Origin of the sequence: Micromonospora antibiotica (genome assembly GCF_017599305.1) — a bacterium.
Lineage (GTDB): Bacteria > Actinomycetota > Actinomycetes > Mycobacteriales > Micromonosporaceae > Micromonospora > Micromonospora antibiotica.
Window position 1 is genome coordinate 1 of sequence record NZ_JAGFWR010000025.1, and the last position, 23,466, is coordinate 23,466.

The 23,466-nt window shown below is 72.8% G+C and carries 24 protein-coding genes; 4 read left to right on the forward strand and 20 right to left on the reverse strand.

Annotation, left to right across the window (positions count from 1 at the left end):
- Positions 1-290: 290 nt before the first annotated feature.
- Genes JQN83_RS27150 through JQN83_RS27165 form a run of 4 tightly spaced genes read right to left on the reverse strand, consistent with a single transcriptional unit; the run spans position 291 to position 3,427 of the window.
- On the reverse strand, positions 291-1,184 hold the full coding sequence (locus tag JQN83_RS27150) for a VOC family protein (RefSeq protein WP_208570000.1): 894 nt from the start codon (positions 1,182-1,184) through the stop codon (positions 291-293).
- Positions 1,181-1,510: a Dabb family protein gene (locus tag JQN83_RS27155; protein WP_088647650.1), complete on the reverse strand. Its 330-nt coding sequence runs from the start codon at positions 1,508-1,510 to the stop codon at positions 1,181-1,183. Before JQN83_RS27155 ends, JQN83_RS27150 begins: the two co-directional genes overlap by 4 nt.
- A gap of 10 nt (positions 1,511-1,520) precedes the next feature.
- On the reverse strand, positions 1,521-2,009 hold the full coding sequence (locus tag JQN83_RS27160) for an aromatic-ring-hydroxylating dioxygenase subunit beta (RefSeq protein ID WP_208570001.1): 489 nt from the start codon (positions 2,007-2,009) through the stop codon (positions 1,521-1,523).
- Between the two features lie 44 nt (positions 2,010-2,053).
- Positions 2,054-3,427: an aromatic ring-hydroxylating oxygenase subunit alpha gene (locus JQN83_RS27165; protein WP_208570002.1), complete on the reverse strand. Its 1,374-nt coding sequence runs from the start codon at positions 3,425-3,427 to the stop codon at positions 2,054-2,056.
- A gap of 309 nt (positions 3,428-3,736) precedes the next feature.
- On the opposite strand from JQN83_RS27165, the gene JQN83_RS27170 reads away from it, so the two are divergent.
- Entirely contained in the window at positions 3,737-4,846 is a 1,110-nt protein-coding gene (locus tag JQN83_RS27170) for an acetamidase/formamidase family protein (protein WP_208570003.1), read from the forward strand.
- A 248-nt stretch (positions 4,847-5,094) separates the two neighbouring features.
- Here the strand turns inward: JQN83_RS27170 and JQN83_RS27175 are convergent, their stop codons facing one another.
- Genes JQN83_RS27175 through fdxA form a run of 7 tightly spaced genes read right to left on the reverse strand, consistent with a single transcriptional unit; the run spans position 5,095 to position 10,718 of the window.
- Complete coding sequence (locus tag JQN83_RS27175; RefSeq protein WP_208570004.1) at positions 5,095-5,994, reverse strand: ribokinase; 900 nt, start codon at positions 5,992-5,994, stop codon at positions 5,095-5,097.
- Between the two features lie 5 nt (positions 5,995-5,999).
- Positions 6,000-6,374: a cupin domain-containing protein gene (locus JQN83_RS27180; RefSeq protein ID WP_208570005.1), complete on the reverse strand. Its 375-nt coding sequence runs from the start codon at positions 6,372-6,374 to the stop codon at positions 6,000-6,002.
- Between the two features lie 17 nt (positions 6,375-6,391).
- The gene (locus tag JQN83_RS27185; RefSeq protein WP_208570006.1) at positions 6,392-7,324 is read right to left on the reverse strand and encodes an aldolase/citrate lyase family protein; all 933 of its coding nucleotides are present in this window, start codon (positions 7,322-7,324) and stop codon (positions 6,392-6,394) included.
- 7 nt (positions 7,325-7,331) lie between these two features.
- Entirely contained in the window at positions 7,332-8,498 is a 1,167-nt protein-coding gene (locus JQN83_RS27190) for a hypothetical protein (protein WP_208570007.1), read from the reverse strand.
- Positions 8,495-9,430, reverse strand: a complete 936-nt coding sequence (locus JQN83_RS27195; RefSeq protein WP_208570008.1) for a fumarylacetoacetate hydrolase family protein — start codon at positions 9,428-9,430, stop codon at positions 8,495-8,497. The genes JQN83_RS27190 and JQN83_RS27195 overlap by 4 nt, the downstream gene beginning before the upstream one ends.
- Positions 9,427-10,407, reverse strand: a complete 981-nt coding sequence (locus JQN83_RS27200) for an NAD(P)/FAD-dependent oxidoreductase (protein WP_208570009.1) — start codon at positions 10,405-10,407, stop codon at positions 9,427-9,429. The genes JQN83_RS27195 and JQN83_RS27200 overlap by 4 nt, the downstream gene beginning before the upstream one ends.
- On the reverse strand, positions 10,407-10,718 hold the full coding sequence (gene fdxA, locus JQN83_RS27205; RefSeq protein ID WP_208570010.1) for a ferredoxin: 312 nt from the start codon (positions 10,716-10,718) through the stop codon (positions 10,407-10,409). Before fdxA ends, JQN83_RS27200 begins: the two co-directional genes overlap by 1 nt.
- A gap of 212 nt (positions 10,719-10,930) precedes the next feature.
- On the opposite strand from fdxA, the gene JQN83_RS27210 reads away from it, so the two are divergent.
- Complete coding sequence (locus JQN83_RS27210) at positions 10,931-12,262, forward strand: zinc-binding metallopeptidase family protein (protein ID WP_208570011.1); 1,332 nt, start codon at positions 10,931-10,933, stop codon at positions 12,260-12,262.
- Positions 12,263-12,311: 49 nt separating this feature from the next.
- Complete coding sequence (locus tag JQN83_RS27215; protein WP_208570012.1) at positions 12,312-13,121, forward strand: IclR family transcriptional regulator; 810 nt, start codon at positions 12,312-12,314, stop codon at positions 13,119-13,121.
- A gap of 21 nt (positions 13,122-13,142) precedes the next feature.
- On the opposite strand, the gene JQN83_RS34250 is transcribed toward JQN83_RS27215, so the two are convergent.
- From JQN83_RS34250 to JQN83_RS27230, 3 genes are all read right to left on the reverse strand, one after another.
- The gene (locus JQN83_RS34250) at positions 13,143-13,898 is read right to left on the reverse strand and encodes an IclR family transcriptional regulator (RefSeq protein WP_208570013.1); all 756 of its coding nucleotides are present in this window, start codon (positions 13,896-13,898) and stop codon (positions 13,143-13,145) included.
- A gap of 251 nt (positions 13,899-14,149) precedes the next feature.
- Positions 14,150-14,602: a nuclear transport factor 2 family protein gene (locus JQN83_RS27225; RefSeq protein ID WP_307799767.1), complete on the reverse strand. Its 453-nt coding sequence runs from the start codon at positions 14,600-14,602 to the stop codon at positions 14,150-14,152.
- Positions 14,590-15,039, reverse strand: a complete 450-nt coding sequence (locus tag JQN83_RS27230) for a VOC family protein (RefSeq protein WP_307799768.1) — start codon at positions 15,037-15,039, stop codon at positions 14,590-14,592. The genes JQN83_RS27225 and JQN83_RS27230 overlap by 13 nt, the downstream gene beginning before the upstream one ends.
- Positions 15,040-15,225: 186 nt before the next feature.
- Here JQN83_RS27230 and JQN83_RS27235 point away from each other — a divergent pair, with 186 nt between their 5' ends.
- A complete protein-coding gene (locus JQN83_RS27235; RefSeq protein ID WP_208570015.1) occupies positions 15,226-16,254 on the forward strand; it encodes an aldo/keto reductase in 1,029 nt (342 codons plus the stop codon).
- Positions 16,255-16,512: 258 nt separating this feature from the next.
- On the opposite strand, the gene JQN83_RS27240 is transcribed toward JQN83_RS27235, so the two are convergent.
- The 6 genes from JQN83_RS27240 to JQN83_RS27265 all read right to left on the reverse strand — a co-directional run bounded on the left by JQN83_RS27240 (position 16,513) and on the right by JQN83_RS27265 (position 23,442).
- Positions 16,513-17,115 (reverse strand): response regulator transcription factor, encoded by a 603-nt coding sequence (locus tag JQN83_RS27240; protein WP_208570016.1) that lies wholly within the window; start codon positions 17,113-17,115, stop codon positions 16,513-16,515.
- Positions 17,112-18,350 (reverse strand): sensor histidine kinase, encoded by a 1,239-nt coding sequence (locus tag JQN83_RS27245; protein ID WP_208570017.1) that lies wholly within the window; start codon positions 18,348-18,350, stop codon positions 17,112-17,114. The genes JQN83_RS27240 and JQN83_RS27245 overlap by 4 nt, the downstream gene beginning before the upstream one ends.
- Before the next feature lie 4 nt (positions 18,351-18,354).
- The gene (locus tag JQN83_RS27250) at positions 18,355-19,299 is read right to left on the reverse strand and encodes an alpha/beta fold hydrolase (protein ID WP_208570018.1); all 945 of its coding nucleotides are present in this window, start codon (positions 19,297-19,299) and stop codon (positions 18,355-18,357) included.
- Positions 19,300-19,577: 278 nt separating this feature from the next.
- Positions 19,578-20,492, reverse strand: coding sequence for an ABC transporter permease (locus JQN83_RS27255; RefSeq protein WP_208570019.1), 915 nt, complete (start codon positions 20,490-20,492; stop codon positions 19,578-19,580).
- Positions 20,489-21,850, reverse strand: a complete 1,362-nt coding sequence (locus JQN83_RS27260) for an ABC transporter permease (protein WP_244253318.1) — start codon at positions 21,848-21,850, stop codon at positions 20,489-20,491. The genes JQN83_RS27255 and JQN83_RS27260 overlap by 4 nt, the downstream gene beginning before the upstream one ends.
- Positions 21,850-23,442, reverse strand: coding sequence for an ABC transporter ATP-binding protein (locus tag JQN83_RS27265; protein ID WP_307799770.1), 1,593 nt, complete (start codon positions 23,440-23,442; stop codon positions 21,850-21,852). Before JQN83_RS27265 ends, JQN83_RS27260 begins: the two co-directional genes overlap by 1 nt.
- Positions 23,443-23,466 lie beyond the last annotated feature (24 nt).

Consider the following 23,466-nt stretch of genomic DNA (forward strand, 5'->3'; position numbering starts at 1 on the left):
GCTCCTCATCGAGGACCCTGCCCATTGATGATCTTTGTGTGAGAACTCAGATCATGGACAGGGTCCTCCCCATTCCGCTAGACCTCCACCACCACGAATCCCCCCGACGGTCAAAACACGAGAAAAGGCCCCGACCCGGGTTTGTCCCCGGGTCGGGGCCTTTCGTGTTCATGTCCACCGCGGCCCGAACCCCGAACCCGCGGATCAGGAGTCCGAAGTTCCCTCGCCCGCTGCACCGCGCCGACCGGTCGGGCGGGTGTGCGGCCCGCCCGCCGGTCACGGGCGAGGGGTCAGAAGCGCGCCCAGTCGTCGGCGGCGGGCCGCCACACGTCGATGTTGCGCGGGTCGACCGCCATCCGGCGGGCCCGGTGGGTCTCGTGCTCCTCGGGGGTGAACACCCGGTGCCTGTCGCACAGCTCGTAGCGCGGCCCGTGCCGGGTGTCGTGCATGTAGAAGGCGATCGACGTCGAGGCCGAGTGGTTGACCAGGTCCGAGGCGATCGGGACCTTCTTGTACTGGGCCCGCGCCCGGCCGCGCATCACGTGGTCGAAGCTCTTCATCATGAAGCACAGGTGCGCGACGTAGAACTCGTTGTTGCGCTGGATCGCCAGGCTGTGGTGGTAACGGTCCTCGCTGCGCAGGAAGACCGTGACGTCGCCGACGTGGTCGGACTCCTGGAAGCCGAGCACCTTGGTGTAGAACGCCAGCGTCTCGTCGTACTTGTCGGTGGCGAGGAAGGGGTGCACCAGGTCCAGCGGGCGCAGCTCGATCAGCGGCGGCTCGGCGTACTCCTGGAACTCGGTGAACAGCTCGACGATCAGCCCGTTGGGGTCGCGGACGGCGAAGCCCCGCTGGACCAGGCCCTTGACCCGGTCGGCCAGCTCGAAGACCTCGTGCCCGGCGGCGGTGACCCGCTCGCGCAGGTCGTCGAGGACGGCGTCGTTCTCGACGCTGAACCCGACCGCCGTGGTCCAGGACTCGGTGCGCTGCGGCGCGGCGACCAGCTCGATGCTGTGGTGTTCGAGGTCGGCGCGCAGGAACGCGTACTCGTCGTCGTGCTGCTCCAGTTGCAGCCCGACGTGGTACTGGAGGAACTCGATGGAGGCGGCCAGGTCCGGCACCTCGATCCGGGCGTACTCCATGCCGTAGGGCCCACGGCGGCGGGCGGTGGCCTCGGTGGTCATCTGTGACCCCTCTCGATGGGCTGGGCGTCCCCGGCGGTGGGGAGACTGACGATGGCCTGACGCTCGATGACCGGCCGCCAGCGTTCCCGGACGAACCGCTCGTGCGAGTCGCTGTGCAGGTAGTCGAGCAGGTCCTGCTCGGTGGGGAACTCCACGACGAAGCCGTGGGTCATGCTGGTGTCGCGGGTGCTGACGTTGACCCCGCTGCGCCAGTTGCGCATCGCGGGATACCGGCTCGGGAAGGTCTCCAGCTCGGCCAGGACGGACTCGGCCGCGCCGGGCGGCAGGTCGTCGCGGAACCGGAAGACCAGCATGTGGGTGATCATGGCGGCCGGCTCAGAGGATGAAGCTGAGTCGGGCGCCGGGGTCCATCGACTCCATCACCGGCACGGCCCGGCGCAGCCGGAACCGCAGCCCGTCCGGGTCGACCTTGAGCACGTGCTCGTAGCGGCCGACGTAGGTGTAGGCGCCGTTGTCGCGGTAGCGGTGGATGAGGAAGTTGGCGCTGATCCAGACGGTCTCCGCGCCGGCCTCCAGCAGCAGCACGTTGGAGATCATGCGGTGGGTCCGCGAGTGCGGGTTCTCGGCGTGCGCCTTGCGGCTCTTGAGCCGCTTGACCCGGGCCTGGATCAGCTCGTAGTCGTCGGCGACGAAGTACCCGGCGGTGGTGGCGTCCCAACCGGCCCAGTCGGTGGTCGGCACCTCCAGCCGGCCACCCGGCTCGATCAGGGTGAGCCACTCGTCGAGTCGCCACTCGTCGAGCAGTTGCGCCTCCCGGTAGAGGAAGTCCTCCACCTCGGCCCGGGTCACCTCGCGCGACTCCACCTTGACCACTCCCCCACGGCTCCCGGCCGTCGTTGACAACGCGCTCACTTGCCCGCACCCCCCGCGGCGGGTCCGGCGGCGGGCGTACCGGCCGGCGGGTCGCCGGCCACGCTGGTGCCCGCCCCGACGACCTCGGCCCAGCGCCGCCAGAAGCTGCGCATCGCGCCCTCGTCGATGGAGCGGCCCTGGTTGCCCTGCTTCTCGTTGGCCATGCCCCGGGACATGTCGCTCCAGTCGTGCGCAGGGTCGACCGAGTCGGCGGTCGCGGTGATGCCGCGCTGCACCGCCTCGTACGCCTCGATGTCGTCGGGGGTGGCAAGGCCGCCCGGTCCGACGAAGCTGACCATCGTCTTGATCCGCAGCGCGCGGACCGACTCCGGCTCGCCGACCTCGACGAACTGCCAGGCCCGCACGTCGGTGCGGTCGGCGGCGACGGGTTCGAGCTGCCGGATGGTCAGCGCCTCCAGGTCGAACAGCAACAGGTTGGGGAAGACGAACAGGATGCGGCTGGCGTCGGCCACCTCGGCGGCGAGTTCGGGGCCGAGGCGGGCCTCCAGCTCGCGGCGCTTGGTGACGGTGCGGGTCTTCTCCTCGTCGCCGAAGCGGGGCTCCCACACCATGCCGATCCGGCCGTTGTGCCCGGTGAGCACGAGCAGCCCGTGGCCGCCGCCGAGGTCGTAGGCGTACTGGTCGTCGTCGGTGACGGCGAAGCCGGTCTCGCGCAGGTAGCCGACGAAGGTGTTGTGGGTGGGGGCGAAGTGGTAGCCGTCCATCGCGTTCTCGACGGCCAGCTTCCAGTTGCCCTTCACGCTGTAGAGCTGCACGCCCGGCAGGGTGGTCATGCCGTGCTCGCCGATCTTGGCGGTCAGCGACATGTAGTGCGCGGCCGGTCCGAGGTGGGTCAGCAGGTCCGGCACGTCCGGGTCGAAGGCGACGAAGACGAAGCCCTCGTGGATCTGGAGCCGGGGCACCTGCCGCAGGGCCATCGAGGCCCGGAAGGCGGGGTCGTCGGGGTACGCGTCGTCACCGGGCAGTGCGGCCAGCTCGCCCGAGTTGCTGAACGCCCAGGCGTGGTAGAAGCACTGGAAGAACTTCGTGTTGCCCTCGCTGTGCCGGCACAGCACGGTGCCCCGGTGGGTGCAGGCGTTGAAGAAGGCCCGCACCTGGCCGTCGGCGTCCCGGCAGAAGATCAGCGGTCGACCGCCGAGGGTACGGGTCTTGAAGTCGCCCGCCTTCGGGATCTCGGTCTCGTGACCGAGATAGAGCCAGGTGTGATTCCAGATCCGGTCGACCTCGGTCCGGAAGACCTCCGGATCGCGGTACGCCGAGCGGTGCACCCGGAACCGCAGCGCCTCCCAGTCCTCGTCGATCATCGCGCCGGTTGCACCGAGCGGACGTACCGGCGTCTGCTGCGCCATCACCTCACCGCCTTCTACGTCATGCGAGACAGCATCTCGCTACACGATGCTGCTACTCCGCCATGGCAACTGTCAAGAGCAGGGAAGACTCCGGCACCGGGTTACTCGCTGTTAATACGAACGCAACACGTACCTGCTGATTCGCCGGCCACGATGCCCCACATCCGACTCGGCCCGGCCGATCCGCCCCACGGCGATCACCGGCCCCGGATGCGGCCCGCGCACCCCGTCGCCGGCCGCCGGCCACCCGCACCGGGCAGCGCCGTCCCGTCGCACCGCCAGCCGGTGTCACCCCTCCCGGAGGATGTCATGCTCCAGCCGCACGATGGCCCGATCGGTGGAACCCACTACCTGCCCAGCAACCCGGACACCTGCCTGTGGGGCCGGCTGCCCAACCGGGGGCACGACCCCGTGCTGCGGGTCGACTCCGGGGAGACCGTGACCATCGACACGCTCAGCCACGAGGGGATCCTGGAGGACCAGGGGCGTGACCCGGTCGGCTACCTCAAGCAGTTCGACGTGCCCACCGACCGGGTGCTCACCGACGCCCGCGACCTGGCCGCCTCCGACGTCGCCCACGACTACGACGCCGACGGCCCGCACGTGGTCACCGGCCCGATCACGGTGGCCGGGGCCGAACCCGGCGACCTGCTCCGGATCGAGGTGCTCGACCTGCTCGTCCGTGCCCCCTACGGCTTCATCAGCAGCCGCCACGGCTACGGCGCGCTGCCCGGGGAGTACCCGCTCACCCCCACCGACACCGGCCCCGACAGCGACGGCCCCCGGGAGTACGGCACCGTCAGCCACTTCACCGAGGTGATCCACCACGGCGGCCGGCTGTTCGGCACCCTGCCGTACGGCGACGGCCGGGCGGCCCGCTTCCCCCTCGCACCGTTCCTCGGCCTGATGGGCGTCGCCGTCGACACCGACGAGCCGGTCCACTCGGTGCCGCCCGGCGCGTTCGGCGGCAACCTCGACATCAACGAGCTGCAGGTCGGCTCGGCCCTCTACCTGCCGGTGCAGCTGCCCGGGGCGGGTTTCTACGCCGGTGACCCGCACTACGCCCAGGGCGACGGCGAGGTGGCGCTGACCGCCCTGGAGGCACCGCTGCGGGCCACCCTGCGGCTGTCGGTGATCCCCCGGGCGCAGGCCGGCCTGCTGCTCGGCGGGGTCGACGGGCCGTTCGGCGAGACCGCCACCCACTGGCTGCCGGTCGGCCTGCACGCCGACCTCGACGAGGCGATGCGGCGGGCCGTCCGGGCCGCCGTCGACTTCCTCGTCCGCACCCAGGGCATGCCCCCGCAGACCGCCCTGGCCTACCTCAGCGCCGCCGCCGACTTCGAGGTCAGCCAGGTCGTCGACGGGGTGAAGGGCATCCACTGCCTGATCCGCAAGGCCGATTTCCCGGCCCACTTCTGACCGACGGCCCCCTGCTGACCGACGGCACGGGTCCCGGCCGGTGGCACCACGCCACCGGCCGGGACGACCGGGAGGGGTCACCAGCGGACCCGGGTCACCGCACGGTGCACCGGCGAGGCCCGCAGCGGCACCGCCGCCACGCCGTCGCCCCCGACCGGGACAGGCCGGGGGCGACGCGCAGCCGGCCGGAGCCGGGCCGCTCCGTCGCCGGAAACAGCACGACGGGCGGCAGGATCAGGGAGAACAGGTCAGGCGACCGTGGGCACCTCGGCTCGGCGCGGCGCGGCGGCCATCGCCCCCGCCCGGGTGACGGTGACCGCCGCCGCCCGGCTCGCCCACCGGGCCGCCTCGTCGATCGCCGCGCCGTCGAGCAGCGCGTCGGCCAGGGCGGCACAGAAGGTGTCCCCGGCACCGGTGGCGTCCACCGCGTCGACCTGCTCCGCCGGCACCAGCCACTGCCGGTCGGTGGTCACCACCAGCGCGCCGTCGCCGCCGAGGGTCACCACCACCGGCCCCCGGGTGCCCAGCGACCGGGCCATCGCGGCCAACCCGTCGACCCCGACGTCCGGCGTCGGCGCACCGGCCAGGGCGGCCAGCTCACCCCGGTTGGGCACCAGCACGTCGACCCGGGCCAGGGTCGCCGGATCGACCGGGCGGGCCGGGGCCGGGTTGAGCACCACCAGGCCCTCCGCCAGGCGTACCGCCTCGGCCACCACCGCGGCGTCGACCTCCTGTTGCAGCAACACCGCCCGCGCCGACCCGAGCAGGTCACGCAGGGGCGCGAGGTGCTCGGGCGCGAGCCACATGTTCGCCCCCGAACTCACCGCGATGGTGCTGTCGCCGTCGGCGGTGACCAGGACGATCGCCTGCCCGGTCGGCCGGGGGGCGCGCAGCACCGCCTCGGTGGTCACGCCCTCGGCGGCGATCAGCCCGAGCAGCCAGTCCCCGTCGGCGTCGATGCCGACCGCGCCGACTATCGCCACCCGGCGACCCAGCCGGGCGGCGGCGACCGCCTGGTTGGCGCCCTTGCCGCCGCCGGTACGCCGGTGGTCGGCCGCGCCGAGCACGGTCTGACCGGGGGCGGGCAGCTCGTGCAGCGGCACCACCACGTCCACGTTGAGGCTGCCCACCACGACGATGTCGGTCATCGCGGTCAGCCCTGCCCCGGACGCCAGGCGTGCGGCAGGAAGTCCGCCCGGGGCGGGGCGAAGACGTCCACGTTGATGCACGGGCCCTCGGTCGGTTCGATGTAGTGCTCCGCGCCCCGCGGCACGAGCAGCAGCGAGCCCGGCCCCATCGGGTGCGGCACGCCGTCGACGTAGTAGTTGCACCGGCCGCCGAGGATCAGCACCAACTGGTCGAAGTCGTCGTGGTGGTGCGGGTTGAGGTCCATCCCGACGGCCAGCTCGTGCCAGGCGAAGAGGACCTCGTCGGTGGCGTACACCTTGCGGCGTACCCCGGGCCGGACCTCGGTGGCCGGGATGTCGTCCCAGTTGACCGAGATGCCGTACAGCTGCGGATTGAGCATGTGAACGCGTCCCCTTCTCAGGCGGGTCGGGCAGGTGCGGCGAGCCGACGCAGGCCGGCCCCGAGCAGTTGCAGGTCCGAGCCGACGACGAGGTACCGCGCGTCGGTCAGGCCGCAGCCATCCAGCGTTTCGGCGGAGCGCTCGGCGACCCAACCGCCGAGGGCGGCCCCGGTCGCGCGGGCCGCGTCGGCGATGTCCCCGGTGCGCCGCAACAACGGCCCCCGGTCGTCGGTGGTCGACAGGCCCAGGCTCACCGCCAGGTCGGTGGTCCCGACGAAGCCGACGTCCACCCCGGTCAGCAGGGCGGGCAGCGGGTCGTCGGTGGTCGCCGTCTCGATCTGCGCCACCAGTACGGGCGGGTGCTCGGCCTCCGCCGCCAGGTACCGGTCGAGGCCGTCACCGCCGTACCCCGCCGACGGGTGCGCCAGGCTGATGCTGCGCCGCCCGTGCGGGGCGTACCGGCTGGCCGCGCGCAGCGCCTCGACGTCGGCCCGGCGACGCACGGTCGACAGCTGCACCCCGACGGCCCCGGCCTCCAGCAGCCGGTTGACCTGGCCGGGGTCGACGGCCGGGACCCGGACCAGCGCCGGCAGGCCGGCCAGGGCGGCGAGCCGGAGCTGGTCGGTGGCGGTGCGCTCGTCCAGCCCGGAGTGCTCCAGGTCGACCACGACGAAGTCGAGGCCGGCGCGGGTGGCCAGCGCGATCACGTCGGCCCCGGGCAGCTTGACGAAGGTGCCGACGAGCTGCCCGCCGTCGCGCAGCGTGCCCCGCAGCCGGGCCCGGGCGGCGTGCACGCCGGTGGACGGCGTCGTCCCGGCGGACGCCGCCCCCGCTGCCGGCGGCCCGGCGGACACCGAACCCGGTGGCGTCGACCCGGCGGACACCTGCGCACGCCCCGGGGGCGGCTCGACGGCGGACGCCTGCGGCGGGGTCGGCTCGACGGCGGACATCAGCGGGTCACGCCCCGGTGGCGGGCAGGCCGCGCCACGGCACGGTCGGCACCTGCTCACCGGCGAGCAGCACCACGGCCGGGTCCAGCCGGGGCGCGGTGATCTTGTTGCCGGCGGCGTCGGGCAGCACCGCCTCCTCGGCCTCGGCCAGCACGGTGACGTGGGCCGGGCCGCCCTCGACCAGGGTGCCGTAGCCCTCGGCCTCCAGGCCGGTCAGCCGGGCCGGTGCGGAGGTCACCCGGGGCACCAGCTGCTCCAGGGTCATCCCCATCGCGCGCAACTTGGCCATGCTGGTGACCAGGTCGAAGACCGGGCCGCGCCAGTTGCGGGCGCTGGTGTCGGAGGTGACCACGTCGGGCAGGAAGCCCTGCTCGATCGCCGGGCGGGCGACGGCGAAGCTGAGGTTGCTCTTGCCGTGGGCGGACTCGAACAGCACCCCGCGCTCACGGGCGGCGTACACCTCGGGCAGCACGGTGCCGTCGTTGAGGATGCCGTACGGCTTGCCGGTGTAGCAGTGCGCCACGACGTCGCCGGGGCGCAGCAGGGGCAGGATCACCGGCAGCGGCTCCGGCGTCTCCCCGATGTGGATCATGAGCGGCAGGCCGGCCTCGGCGGCGAGCGCCAGGGACCGCTTGAGCAGCGGACGCCAGTCCATCCCGACGACGTCCTCGGAGAGCCGGATCTTGAAACCGCGCACCCGGTGCGGGTTCGCCTCGGCCACCGCCAGCGCGTCCTCCGGCACCAGCGTGCCCGGGTTGATCAGCTCACCGAACCGGAAGTCGATCAGGCCGAGGACCGAGACGTTGAGGAAGTTGACCAGCCGCATCCGGGCCGGGACGGCGACGTACTTCTCGAACGCGGCGAAGGTCGACGCGCCGACCGTGCCGGCGTCGCAGGCGGCCACGACGCCCCGGTGCAGGTGCGCCTCGTCCGGCGGGGCACCGACCTTGGAGACCTCGGCGAAGATGTGGGTGTGCGCCTCGACCAGGCCGGGCAGCACGTACTGCCCGGTGCAGTCGATCACCCGGTCGGCGTCGGCGGCGAGGCCGGGCGCGATCCGGGCCACCCGGTCGCCGCTGACCGCGACGTCGGCGACCCGACTGGCCCCGGTCTCGCCGTCGAACACCTGGCCACCGGCCAGCACCAGGTCGTATCGGTCGGAATTCTCACTCATGACATCGGGCTCTCTGTGCGAAGCGAGTGGGTCGACGCGCTGACGGCGGCCGCGCTGACGGCGGCCGGCGCGGGGTGGTCCGGGCCCTCGGCACGGAACCGGGTACGCAGGGGCAGCACCCCGGCGACGGTGACCTCCACCTGGTCGCCGGGGCTCAGGAAGCAACCCCGGTCCTGGCCGGTGCCGGTGGGAGTGCCGGTGAGCACCACGTCACCGGGTTCCAGCACCACGTAACTGGTGATCCAGGCGAGCAGGTCGGGCACCGGGAAGATCAGGTCGGCGGTGCTGGCCTGCTGGCGCAGCTCGCCGTTGACGGTGGTGCGTACCCCGATGGCCTCCCGGTCGGCGACCGCGCCGAGGCCGAGCACCGAGGCGCCCAGGGCGCCGAAGCCGGGGAAGCTCTTGGCCAGGGTGGGGTTGCCGGTGGCGGCCATCACGTCCCGGGCGGTCAGGTCGTTGGCGGCGGTGATCGCGGCGAGGTGCGCCCAGACCTGCCCGGCCGGGGTGTGGTGCATCCGCGCACCGACGACCAGGGCGACCTCACCCTCGTAGTCGGGCTGTTCGCTGACCGAGCCGGGCAGCGGCACGGTGTCCCCCGGGCCGGAGCCGGCGCTCGGCGACTTGAGATAGAGCACCGGTCGGGTGGGCAGCGCCCGTCCGGTGGTCCGGGCCTTGCAGTGGTAGTTCAGCCCGACCCCCCACACCGCCCGGGTGCCGGACAGCGGGGCGCGCAGGTCGCCGACGAGGGTCTCCAGCGGCAGCCGCCGCCGGACCCGGGCCTCGACGGCCGGGGTGAAGCCGAGTCCGGCGCGCAGCATGGCCGCCACGTCCGGGTACGGCAGGTCGAGCAGCTCGACGTCGTCACCGACGATCCGGCCCAGCCCGTACCGGGTGACCACCAGGTGCGCGTCGGCGGGCCCCGGGGCGGTCATGCCGCGTCCGAGGAGTGGCCGGGAACGGTGCCGAGCGCCGGGTTGACCAGTGGGGCCAGGTTGTTGACGGCGGCGGCGGCCTCACCGAAGCCGACCGAGATGAGGCGTACCTTGCCGTCGTAGTCGGTGATGTCGCCGGCGGCGAAGACCCGGGGCAGGTTGGTGCGCATCGACCGGTCCACCGCGATGTGCCGGCGACGCATCTCCAGCCCCCACTGCTCCATCGCGCTGAGGTCGGCGATGAAGCCGAGCGCGGCCACCACCGCCTGGGCGGGCAGCGTCTGGCGGCCCTCGCCGCGCACCTCGGCGATCTGCACCGCCTCGATGTGCTGCTCCCCGTCGATCCCGCAGACCTCGTACGGGGTGAGCACCCGCACGGTCGAGTCGTGCAGCTGGGTGACGCTGTGCTCATGGGCGCGGAACTGCGGTCGCCGGTGCACCAGGGTGACGCTGCTGGCGTACGGCTCCAGGGCCAGCGCCCAGTCGACGGCGGAGTCGCCGCCGCCGACCACCACGACCTCCTGCCCGGCGAGTTCCTCCAGCCGGGGTACGAAGTAGCGCAGTCCCCGGCCGAGGTGGCCACTGCCGACCGGCAGCTCGCGGGGGGTGAAGGTGCCGATGCCGGCGGTCAGCAGCACGGCGGCCGCCCGGACCTCGGTGCCGGTGTCGGTGCCGATCAGCACGTGGTCCTCGGCGCAGGTCAGCTCGATGGCGCTCTGCCCGAGCAGGAAGGTCGGCTTGGCGGTGGCGGCCTGGGTGAGCAGGGCGTCGACGAGTTCCTGGCCCCGGACGGCGGGCAGTCCGGCGATGTCGTAGATCGCCTTCTCGGGGTAGAGGGCGGCGATCTGCCCGCCGGCCTCGGGCAGCGAGTCGATCACCGCCACGCTCATTCCGCGGAAGCCGGCGTAGTAGGTGGCGTAGAGGCCGGCCGGGCCGGCGCCGACGATCGCGAGGTCGACCTCGTGCCGCTCGGCCATCAGCTGGCGCTTTCCGCGACGGCCGGGTGGTCGTGGCCGACCCGGCCGATCTTGCGGGCGCCGCCCGGGGTGCCGATCTCGGTGAAGAACTCGGCGTTGATCGGGCCGAACCGGGCCCGGTCGGCGGGCAGGTCGTCGAAGTGGAAGATCGAGGTGACCGGGCAGACCGGCTCGCAGCGCCCGCAGTCGACGCACTCGTCCGGGTTGATGTACATCATCCGGTCGCCCTCGTAGATGCAGTCCACCGGGCATTCCTCGACGCAGGACCGATCCTGTACGTCCACACATTCGTCGGTGACCACGTAGGCCATCGGTCCTCCTGCGGTTGGGTCGGCCGGCCACATCCGAGCCGACGTGGCAGGTCGGGGCGCGCAGCCGATCCGGCGTGCCGGGCCCGTTCCGCGACGTCGCCGGATGCGGGGGCGATGTCGTTTGGTGTCAGGCCACGCTAGAGACCTGGCCCAGAGTATGTCAACATACGAGACGTCATCTTGAATGAAGTCACGCAGGCGAGAGGAACCGGATGGACGACGAGGTGCCGGCGACCCTGCGCCACGCCGCCGAACGGGCGGTCGACGAGGCCACCCTGCTCGACGCCCTGGCAGCGCTCACCGCGCAGCCGACCCCGTACGGCCGGGAACGGGCCACCGCGCACCGCGTCGCCGACTGGGCCGCCACCCGCTGGCCGGAGCTGTCCTGGCAGGTCGACCCGCTGGCCCGCACGGCGGGCACCCCCGACAGCGCCAACCTGGTCGGCGGCTCCGTGCTCGGCGACCGCCCCGAGTTGCTGATCTACTCGCACCTGGACACCTCACTGACCGGCGCGGCCGACTTCGACGCCCCGATCACCGGCCGACGGACCCCCGCCCCCGCGCTGGAGCTGTCCGGCCCGGCCCGCGAGGTGGTCAGCGGCTTCGGCCTCGGGGTGGCCCGGGCGGCCGCCGCCGCCGCCCTGGTCGGTTACGCCGCCGCCGCCGAGGCCTGCCGGGCCGCCGGCCGGCCGCACCGGCTGACCCTACTGCTCGCCGCCACCGGCACCCACCGCGACGATCCCACCGCCGGGCCGGACGACGGGGTCGCGCCGGCCCCCACCGTCGGCGGGGTGCTCCACCACCTGGAGGACCGGCCACTGCCGGCCGCCGCGATCGTGGCCAAGACCAGCCCGGGCATCCTCACCGCCGAGCCCGGGGCGATGTTCCTGCGGGTACGGCTGACCAGCGGGTTCCATCCCGCCCTGTTCCGGGACACCGCCACGCCCCCCGGCGGGCTGCTCGTCCACCTGGGCGTGCTCGTCGAAGCGCTGGAGGAGTTCCGGCACGCGCACCTGGCCCGTCGGGCCGACCCGGACGCACCGGTCGGCGCGGAGTTGGGCATCGGGGCGGTCCGGGCCGGCCAACCGGGCAAACCCGACCTGCTGCCCGGGGTGGTCGACGTCCACCTCTACCTGACCACGGTGCCCGGCGACGACCCACGGCAGATCACCGACGCGCTGCGGGCGACCCTGACCCGGCGGCTGCGCGACACTCCCCTCGCCGGCTGCGGGGTGGCGGTGACCGGCCACCCGGCCCACCCGTCCGCCGCCACCCCGGTGGACGCAGCGATCTGCCGGCACGCGGGCGGAGCCTGGCTCGCCGCGCACGGCCGGCCGGCCCCACCGGTGCGCGGTTGGACCGGCTCGACCGACGGGGTGGTGCTGCGGCGACGGGGGGTGCCGACGGTGCGGCTGGGGCCACCGGCGCTCCCGCCCGATCCGACCGATCCGCGACGGGAAAGGTACGCGGTGCCGGAACTGATGCGCTTCGCCCGGTTGTATGCCGACATCGCGCTACGCCACCAGCAGGCATCGACAGGCTGACGTGTCATATGCCATGATACTGTCTCACTCTGCGCACAAAGGAATCCAGATGGCGGACGATGCCCCTTCGCCGGTCAAGAGCGCTGATCCCAGCTCACCGGCGATCCAGACCGTGCAGCGCGCGGCGGTCATCCTCAACGCGTTCACGGCGGCACGTCCGCGCCTGAGCCTCAACGAACTCACCGCCAGCCTCGGCACCAGCAAGGCCACCGCGCACCGCTACACCAAGGCGCTGCGGGAGAGCAACCTGCTGCGCTACGACGAGCGGGAGGGACTCTACTCCCTCGGGCCGCAGATCCTGACCCTCTCCGCCGCCGCCCGCGCGGCGATGCCGGTCATCAGCATCGCCGGTCCGCGCATGCAGCAACTGGTCCGCGAGATCGACGAGACCGTCGTGCTCAGCGTCTGGGACGGCGACACCGCCGTGGTGGTCCGCGCCGACGACAACACCGACCGGGTCATCCGGGTCAGCGTGCGCACCGGCTCCCGGCTGTCGCGCACCGAGTCCGCCCAGGGCCGGGTGTTCTGCGCCTTCCTCCCCGAGGCCGACGTCCCGGGGCTGGCCGCCGAGATCGCCGCCTCCGCCGAGCTGCGCCGGGAGGTCGACAAGATCCGACGCACCGGCATCTCGGCCAACACGCCCTCGGCCAACGGGGTCCGCAGCATCGCCGCACCGATCTTCCGGGGCAGCACCCTGATCGCCGCCATGGCCATCGTCGGCACCACCACCTCGGTGCCCGAAGGCACCGACAGCGCGCTCGCCATCGCCCTGCAACGCGTCGCCGCCCTGGTCACCGCCGAGCTGGGCAGTGGCGGCAACGGCCACCACCCCCCGGTCGGCAGCAACGGTCACCGCTGACGGGCGGGCAGACCCCGGGCGTCAGCTCGCGCCGAGCGCCTCGGACAACTCCCGCGCCACCAGCCGAACGCTGTCCGCCGCAGCCGCCTCCACCGCGCCGGACAGCGTCGTGCTGGTGCCCAACACGGCCAGGGCGGCCACCACCTGGGTACGCTCGAACACCGGCGCGGCCAGCACGCGTACCCCGAAATCCTCCGGGGAGTTGGCGGCGAAACCGTCCCGGCGGACCTGCTCGACGACCGCCCGCAGCCCCGCCGACAGCCGCAACTGGCGGGCCACCGCGGGCGCCTCGGCGGCCGACAGGTAGGCACAGAACACCCGACCCTGCGCCGAGCGCAGCAGATCCAACGGCGAGCCGGTACGCACACTCAACCGCACGTCACCGCTGGTGTTGTCCATGCAGCGGACCACCGTCGGCACCTCGCCGTTCCACACGCTCAGCACCGAGGTCTGGTTGGTCAGCCGGGTGAGCCGGTCCAGGTACGGCTCGGCGGCGGTGACGATGGGCAGCGCCGCACGGGCGGCGGCCTCCATCGCCAACACCTGCGGACCGAGCGTGTAGGTCGCGGTGGCCACGTCGAAGCGCAGCAGGTTGGCCGCCCGCAACGCGCGGGCGTAACGGTGCGCGGTGGCCCGGCTGATCGCCAGGTCGGCGGTCAACTCGGCCAGGGTGAGCCGGGGCCGCTCGACGGAGAAAGCCTGGAGGATCGTGGCGGCCCGCTGCACCGTCTGGATCGCCGGCGCGTCACCGGCCGACTCGTCGACTCCGCCCGTCACCGCGTCACCTCGCACTCGCCGTCCACCGAAAGGCGAACTCTACCGAGCACGGACCGTATCCGGCGACACGGACACCACCCCGGGCGACGATCCCCACCCGACGCCCCGACGACCGGGACGGACTCCCGCCCCAGGCGGGGCCGGCGTGGTAGGGGTGCGCGACGGTGGCCGGGCTGCTGCCGGCCCGGGTGGGTGGTTCCCCACCCGGAGCGCCCCACCTCACCGGGCGGCACCGCCGTGCCGACCCGGGTTCACGCCGGGCCGCCCGCCCCCGAACCGGGGACGGGCGGCGGTCCGGTGGCCGCGGCGAGCTGACGGTGGACCTCGCCGCTGTCCCAGTAGTCGACCCGGTGGGCGATCAGACCGTCAGCGTCGACCCGGAACCGGAACACGCCACGGATGCGCACCGGGGCCCGGCCGGCCGAAGCCAGCCGGAACGACATCCGGTACGCCACCGCCGCCCGCTCACCGTCGACGAGCAGCTCCTCCACCTCGTAGCGCAGGTCGACGAACTCGGCCAGGAAGCCGTCGAGCCGGGCCCGGTAACGGACCCGGCCGACCACCGTCCGGCCGAGGGCGGCGGTGTGCTCGTTGACGAAGTCGACGCTGACGCAACCGGCGACGGCATCGGCGTCGTGGGCGTTCAGCGCCGCCAGATACCGCTGGACGGCGGCGCGGGTGGAGGCTGCGGTCAGCTCCCCCACCGACGCCGCACGGTGTCGAAGACCTGCTGGTCGTGGGAGATCTCGATGACGTTGCCGTCGGGGTCCTTCAGCGCGCAGATGTAGCCGACCGGCGGCGGCATCTGCCGCGGCTCCCAGTGCAGGCAGCCCAGCTCGCGGGCCCGCGCGGCGATCTCGTCGACGTCCGAGCGCTGCGGCACCTCGATGCCGATGTGCGCGAACGGGTGCAGCAGACCGAGCTGGCCGCCCTTGTCCTTGTTGAAGGAGACGAGCACCAGCACGAACGGGGTGTCGGCCTGCTTGTCGTTGGAGAGCCAGACGCTCTCCCCGTCGGCGTCGGCGAACCGCTCCACCACCACCAGCGGGGTGAGCGTGGTGTAGAACGAGATCGCCTTGTCGAGGTCGCCGGTAGGCAACGCCACATGCGTCCATCGGGCTTGGGTCAGGCCGGTCGCCACTGTTACCTCCACCGTACCGAAATGTCCATCGCTATCGCGTCCACCAGCCTATTCACTGTTCGGTGGCGGGGGCGATGTGCCGGGGACACAAAGCCGACGCGCCGGCTTCGACGCGCCGGGACGGTGCCGGCGGCCGGCCGGCATGCCAGCGTGGGGGCACACCGCGTACGGGAGGACGGTCGGATCATGCAGTACCGCAGACTGGGCGGGACCGGGGTCGAGGTGAGCACCCTCTGCCTCGGCACCATGATGTTCGGCGCCTGGGGCAACACCGACGAGCAGGAGTGCCACCGGATCGTCGCCGAAGCGCTCGACGCCGGGATCAACCTGGTCGACACCGCCGACGTGTACGCCCACGGCGAGTCCGAGGAGATCCTCGGCCGGGCGCTGCGTGGTCGGCGCGACGACGTGGTGCTGGCCACCAAGTTCCACGAGCCGATGGGTGACGACCGCAACCGGCGCGGCAACTCCCGCCGCTGGATCCGGCAGGCGGTGGAGGGCAGCCTACGCCGGCTCGGCACCGACTGGATCGACCTCTACCAGGTGCACCGGCCCGACCCGCTCACCGACGTCGATGAGACCCTCGGCGCGCTGACCGACCTGGTCCGGGAGGGCAAGGTCCGGATGATCGGCACCTCGGCGTTCCCCGCCGAGCAGATCGTCGAGGCGCAGTGGGCCGCCGAACGCCGGCGACGGGAACGCTTCACCGTCGAACAGCTCGGCTACTCGATCCTCACCCGGGGCGTCGAGGCCGCCGCCCTGCCCACCAGCGCCCGCTACCGGCTCGGCGTACTGGTGTTCAGCCCACTCAACGGCGGCTGGCTGACCGGCAAGTACCGGTCGACGGCCGTACCCGCCGACTCCCGCGCCGGGCGCAACGGCGACCACTTCGACTTCCGCGACGCCGCCGCCCGGGACCGCAAACTCGCCCTGGTCGACGAGCTGGCCACCCTCGCCGACGAGAGCGGCCTGACGCTGATCGAGCTGGCGCTCGGGTTCGTGCTGAGCCACCCGGCGGTCACCAGCGCCATCATCGGCCCGCGTACCCTCGCCCAGCTGCGCAGCCAACTGCCCGCCGGGGAGCCCGCCGGGCTGCCGGCCGACGTGCTGGACCGGATCGACGCCCTGGTCCAGCCGGGTCACGACGTCAACCCGGCCGACGCCGGCTACCGGGTCCCTTCCCTGACCGACCCCACCCTGCGCCGCCGCCCCTGACGTCCCCACCGACACCCGCCGCAGCGGTCAGCGGGGCGGTCAGCGGGGTCCGCGTCGCAAGATCGCGCTCGAACCTGGTTGTAGTGGCCTCGCCACGCCCGGAAGCCACTACAACCAGGAACTAGCAGGATCTTGCCGGTCGGCCACGGGCAACGGGGCTGCCGCCGAGGCGGTCAGCAGGGCCGTCGGCGGGGTCCGCGTCGCAAGATCACGCTCGAACCTGGTTGTAGTGGCCTCGCCACGCCCAGAGGCGGACGCTCAGATCCAGCCGTGTTCCCAGGCGATCGTGGCGGCGGCGGTACGCGAGTCGACGTCCAGTTTCGCCATCGCGGACGAGATGTGGTTGCGGACGGTGCCGTGGGCCAAGCCGAGCTGCCGCGCGATGTTCTTGGTGGGCAGGCCGTCCCGGGTGAGCCGCAGCACGTCGATCTCGCGGGGCGTCAGCGGGCTCTCCTGCTCGGTCAGTGCCGACGCGGCGAGGCGGGCGTCGATGTAGCGCTCCCCGGCGGTGACCGACCGGATGATCCTGGCCAGCTCCGACGCCGGGGTGGACTTCGGCACGAAGCCGTGCACCCCGGCACTCAGCGCCCGCTTCAGCGTCCCCGGTCGGGCGTGCCGGGTGACGATGACGACCTGCGTCGCGACGAGACGCAGCAGTCGTCGGGCGGCGTCGACCCCGTCGAGTCCGGGCATTTCGAGATCGAGCAGGGTCAGGTCGGGCCGGTGGGCGACGGCAGCCGCGACGGCGGCCTCGCCGTCGGCGACGTCCGCGACGACCTCGATGTCGGTCTCCAGGGAGAGCAACGCCACCAGCGCGCCCCGGATGAGTTCCTCGTCGTCGGCGATCACGATCCGGATCACCGGCGGGTCCCCCGTCGTCTCCCCGTCGGGGTCGGCTCCTGCGCAGCGGGCGCTGGCGCGTCGGCGGCGGGCACCGGGATGCGGACGGTCAGCGTGAAGGTGTCGTCCTCGCGGGTGGTCTCGACCGTCCCGCGTTGGGCCGCGACGCGTTGGGTGAGGCCGGCCAGGCCCGTTCCGTCCGGACGCGGCACGCCCGCGGCGTTGTTGGTGACGGTCAGCCGGTACTCCGCCGCGACCCGGACGAGTGCGATGGTGGCTTCGGTCGCCCGGCTGTGCCGGAGCACGTTCGTCACCGCCTCCCTGATCGCGACGGCGAACACCGCGCCGAGGGCCACCGGCAGGTCCGGTGTCCCGATGTGGGCTATACACCGGATGCCGGCGGAGCGCAGTACCGCCGCCGCGTTGCGCGCCTCCGTCGCGACGGTGACGGTGCGGTAGTCGTTGACGACGGCGCGGGTGTCGTCGAGGGCCACCTGCGCGATCCGGCGGATCTCGGCGATCTCCCCGCCGGCCCGCTCGGGCTGGCCGGGCAGCAGCCGCTCCGCCAGTTCACTCTTCAACGCGATCACCTGGAGGTTGTGGCCCTGGATGTCGTGCAGGTCGGTGGCGAACCGGAGCCGTTCCTGCGCCACCGCCAGGTCGGAGGCGAGCCGGCGGGCGTGTTCCAGGCGCAGCACCACCTGCTGCACCCAGACCGCGCTCAGCGGCAGCAGGGTGAACACCGCGAGGGTGCTGAGCACGATGGCGTCGGCGACCGCGTCGGGCGGCGGCCCGACGCGCGACGGGGCCAGCACGCCGATCAGGCCACCGGTACCGATCGCCGCCCAGCAGCCGAGGATCACCGTGGCCCGCCACCGGCCGCGCACGAGACAACTGAGCACCCCACCCGCCGTCGCCAGGGTGAACGCCCACCCCCAGCCGGCGAACGGTGGTACGACGGCCAGCACCCACACCGCGCCGGACAGTGCCAGCAGCACCAGGACGAGCGGATGGTGCGGCGGCACCTCGTCGGGGCCCCGCAGCAGCAGGGGAATCACGGCGAGTCCGGCCAGGACGGCGGCGGTCGTCCCGACCAGAAGGACGACCGTCCGGGGGCCGCTGGCGACGCCGACGCCGAGCAACACCTGCACGACGCCGCCGATGAGCATCCCCAGCCCCAGGGAGAACACCGTGAACAGCCGCATCGCCCTGAGGTCGGCGGTGACCCGCGGTGCACCCGGCCAGGTGTCCGTCACCGGCTCAGCCTAGCGACCGGGCCGCCAGGAAAGCCCTGGTCTGCTGGGCGATCTCCGGCGACAGGGTGTGGTGCAGGTAGTGGTCGCCGGTCAGGAGGACGACCTGACCGGTGTCGACGCCCGCCGCCTGCTGCTCGTGCAGGGCGACCCAGTCCGCCACGTCGGGGTCGTTCGACCGGACGAACAACAGGACGGGCAGCCCCTTCGGGAAGGTCTTCCCGCTGACCGCGGCGAAGTTCGCCGGGGCGTGCTCCATCTCGTCGACCATGGTCGGGGCGGCCGTGTTCTTCGCGCTGAGCAACCGCAGCTGCTTCCTCGTCCGCTCGTCGTAGGGCAGGCCCGCGTACGGGTCGTCGGTGATCGCCGCCAGCGCGCGGGTGACGCCGAGCTTGCTCAGGCCGACGATCACCCCGGTCGGGATCGGGTCGTCCCAGCCGGGCTGGTCGGGGACGCTGCTGTCGATGCCGACGAAGGCGACGAGTTCGTCGGCGTAGTCGGCGGCGTAGGTGAGGGCGTAGATCCCGGCGATCGAGTGGCCCATCAGCACATAGCGGTCGATGCCGAGGTGCTGGAGCGCCTCGTGCACCTCCCGGGTGATGTTCGCGGCGGTGCGGTCGGTGTCGGTGGGGTCGCTCAGGCCGGTGCCGAACGGTTCGACGGCGACGACCCGGTAGGTGCTCCGCAGTTGCGTGATCAGTGGCTGGAAGTCGAGTGCGGGGGCGGCGGTGCCGAGGCCGGGCAGGAGCACGATCGTCTCGGCACCGTTGCCCTCGACCACCACGTTCATCTGTTTGCCGTCCACGGGCACGAGTTGCCCGTAACGGGTGATCGAGGAGGCTTCCGACTTCGTCGCCACGACGTTCACCACGGCGGTGGTCGCGAGCAGGAGCACCGGCACGGCGACCAGGACACCGAGGGTGGTGAGCACGACTCGCAGGGGCTTGCGCATGGGTTCTCATTTCGGATCGGCGGCGCATCCGGATCGCTCCCGTGATGCCTGACCAGCCAATCAAGCGCGCGAGGCGCTGCGGAAGTGTCCTGCTGTCACGACCGATCGTGACAAAAAGTCATGGTATGCCCCTGGGGCCCCCGGGTCCTCGTGATCAACGAGATACGACCACCACGCCGGGCGGGTGCCGACCCGCAAACCCACACGGCGCAGCGACCGCCACCGGAGGAGGGTGGCCGCTGCGCCGTGTGGGCGGACCGGAGTCGGGGAGTGCCCCGTCAGGTGGTGCCGCGTTGGAACGGTTGGGCCAGCGCCCGGGGTTCGCGGTGGGTGGTGGCGAACACCAGCATCGCCAGCAGGGCCAGCAGGTAGGGCGCGGCGATCAGCAGCTGCGAGTTCATGGTGACCCCCAGCGCCGGCAGCGCCAGTCGCATCGCGTCGGCCAGGCCGAAGACGACACAGCCGATCAGGGTACGGCCCAACCGCCATGCCCCGAAGATGACCGCCGCGATGACCAGGTAACCCCGGCCGGCGGTCATGTTCTGGTTGAACGAGCCGACCTCGCCGACCGCGAGGTACGCCCCACCGAGCCCGGCGAGCAGCCCGCACCAGAGCAGCGCCTGTCGCCGTCGCTTGTTGACCTCGATCCCGCTGACGTCGGCGGCCTGCGGGTTCTCCCCCACCGCCCGCAGCTCCAGCCCCCACCGGCTGCGCTCGACCAGCCACCAGGTCAGCGGGATCACCGCGAGCAGCAGATAGACCGGCCAGCGTTGGACGAACAGCATCGGGCCGACGATCGGGATGTCGCGCAGCACCGGGATGTCGACCTGCCAGACCTGGTGGCCGGTGAAGGTGCTCACCGTGATCAGGTAGCTGGTGAGGCCGAGCACCAGGGCGTTGAGCACCAGACCTACGACGAACGTGTTGATCTGCACCCGGTGCGACAGGATGCCGTGCACGAACGCCACCGCCACCCCGACCAGCGCGCCGGCCACCAGGCCGATGGTGGCGCTGCCGGTGGCGCTGGCGACCGCGATCGAGCCGAACGCCGCGCCGAGCATCATCGCCTCGACGGAGATGTTCAGGGTGCCGGCGCGCTGGGCGACGTACTCCCCGCAGGCGGCGAAGGCCAGGGGCACGGTGAGCCGGGCCCCGCTGGAGAGGATGGTGGCGATGTTGTCGGCGGCGCTCATGCCAACCTGCCTTCCATGGCGTCCTTGTTGCCGGCGTCGCCGGGGTCCGCCGGCGGCGGCGCGGTGCTCCGGGGGCCGGGGACCGGGGCCGTCGACCCGGCCGGTTCCGCCTGGGCGGACCCGGCAACCGGGGCCGACGTGTCGGCCGGGTCGGTCGACGCGGCGGCGGCCGGCGGAGCCGTCGGGGTCGGGGCGGCCGTCGCAGCGGGCGGTGCCGTCGGGGTGGAGGTGGGGGTCGACGGCTGGTCGGCCAGGCGGCGTCGGCGCAGCATGCCGATCACCACCGGGGGTGCGACGAAGGCCAGCACCAGCAGCGCCTTGACCACGTCGACCAGGAACGACGGCACGCCGGTGGCGGCCAGGAAGCTGCCGCCGGCCCGCAGCACGCCGAACAGCACCGCCACCGGGATGGCCAGCAGCGGATTGTTCCGGGCGACCAGGGCGACCAGCAGGCCGTCCCAGCCGATGTTGAGCGACATCCCCGGCTGCAACCGGTTGGTGCCGACCGGGCTGGTCAGCAGCAGCGCACCGGCCAGACCGGCCAGCGCCCCGGAGATCGCCAGCGCGATGCCGCCGAGGGCACCGACCCGCACACCCGCGTGCCGGGCCGTCGCCGGGTTGAGGCCGACCATCTTCAACCGGAAACCCCAGCGGGTACGCGCCATCACCAGCGCCAGCACGACCGCCACCACGACGGCCAGCACCAGACCCCCGTTGAGCTGGAGGTTCGGGTATTCGCCGAGGGAGGTGAGCCGGGCGTTCTCGGGCACCGGGTTGGACTGCGGGGACAGCGTGCCCCGGCCGAGCCGGGACTCCTGGAGCAGCCACGGGGTGTTCACCGCGAACGAGATGAGCTGCTGGGCGAGGAACGTCATCAGCATCGTACTCACCACGACGTTGACGCCCCGGAACCGGTACATCAACGCGCTGAGCCCGGCCCAGATCCCGGCACCGACCACCGAGGCGAGCAGCACCAGGACCAGCAGCAGCGGTCCGGGTACGGCCAGCCGCAGGCCGACCCACGCGCCGGCGAGCGCGCCGATCAGCACCTGCCCCTCCTGGCCGATGTTGAAGAAGCCGGAGCGGGCGCTGACGCAGGCCCCGACCGCGACCAGCAGCAGCGGCGCGACATAGAGCAGGGAGGTGGACCAGGCCGCCGGGGAGGCCATGCTGCCCTGGTAGAGGGCCTTGGTCGAGGCGGTCGGCGAGCCGCCGGTGACCGCGATCAGCAGGGCGGACAGGCCGAGCGCGACGCCGATCGTGGCGACCGTGGCGAGGCCGACCTGCCAGCCGCCGGGGCCGGGGTTGAGCCGGCGCAGCAGCCGCTGGCCGGTGCCGTCGATACCGAGGGTGGCCATCAGTGACTCACCCCGCCGACCAGCATGCCGAGCCGCTCGGCGGTGGCCTCGGCGGTGGGGAGCACCCCGACGATCCGGCCGGAGGAGATCACCGCGATCCGGTTGGCCAGGGCCATCACCTCCTCCAACTCTGTGGAGATCAGCAACACCGCCACCCCTTCCGCGGCGGCCTGCCGCAGCCGCACGTACATGTCTTCGATCGCGCCGACGTCCAGCCCGTGGGTGGGTTGGGCGGCGACCAGCGCCTTCGGGCCGGCGGACAGCTCCCGGGCCAGCACCACCCGCTGCTGGTTGCCGCCGGAGAGGCTGCGCAGCGGGGTGTCCGGGGAGGGCGCCACGATGTTGAACTCGGTCATCCGCTGCTGGGCGATCTTGTGCATCCGCCGCCGGCTGAGCACCCCCCGGGTGGTCACTGCGGCGAGGGACTTCATCACCAGGTTCTCGGCGACGCTCATGTCCAGCACCACACCGGAGTGGTGCCGGTCCTCGGGCACGATGCCGAGGCCGGCGTGGTGCAGCGCGCCGGGGCGGACCAGGTCGACCGGCCGGCCGTCGATCTCGACGGTGCCGGAGTCGGGGACGAGCAGCCCGGCCAGCAGCTCACCGACGGTGGCCTGGCCGTTGCCCTCGACCCCGTACAGGCCGACGATCTCGCCGGGGGCGACCTCCAGGCTGAGCTTGTCCAGCACCGGCAGGCCGCCGATGAGCATGGTGACCTCCCGCAGCCGCAACGCCGCGGGCTCGTCCTGCGCGGCCGGGCCGGGGGCCGTCGGGGGCACCACCGCCCCGTCGGCCTCGCCGACCGGCGCGGGGCGCTCGACCGGCAGCAGGCCCAGCGCCGCGCTCTCGGACTGCAACGACACCTCCCGGCCGACCATCTGCCTGGCGAGTTGCTGGGCGGTGGTGTCCTTCGTCGCGCCGTGGAACGCCACCGCGCCGCGCCGCAGCACGGTCACCCGGTCGGTGGCCGCCATGATCTCGGCGAGCTTGTGGCTGATCAGGATGACCGCCCGCCGTTCCGCCTGCACCACCCGGCGCAGCACGGTGAACAGCTCCGCCGACTCGGCCTGGGTGAGCACCGAGGTCGGCTCGTCCAGGATCAGGATGGACGGGTCACGGCGCAGGCACTTGATCAGTTCGACGCGTTGCCGTTCCCCGGCGGAGAGCCGGTCGACCCGCACGTTCGGGTCGATGGGCAGCCCGTACCGGCGGGACACCTCCTCGACCTGGGCGCAGGCCGCCGCCCGGTCGATCCGCCCGGTGTCGCCGAGGATGACGTTCTCCCAGACGGTAAGCGGCTCGATCAGGCTGAAGTGCTGGTGCACCATGCCCAGCCCGAGGTCGGCGGCGACCTGCGGACTGTCGATCTCGACCGGTTCGGTGCCGCGCGTGATGGTGCCGGCGTCGCGGTGCACCAACCCGAGCAGGATCTTCATCAGGGTCGACTTTCCGGCCCCGTTCTCGCCGAGCAGGCCGTGGATCTCGCCGGGTCGTACGGCGAGATCCACGGCGTCGCAGGCGACGACCGGACCGTAACGCTTGCTGACTCCGCGCAGGGTGAGAGCCGGCGTCAGCTGGTCGTCAACGTCCACAGTCCGTTTCACCTCGTTGGTCGT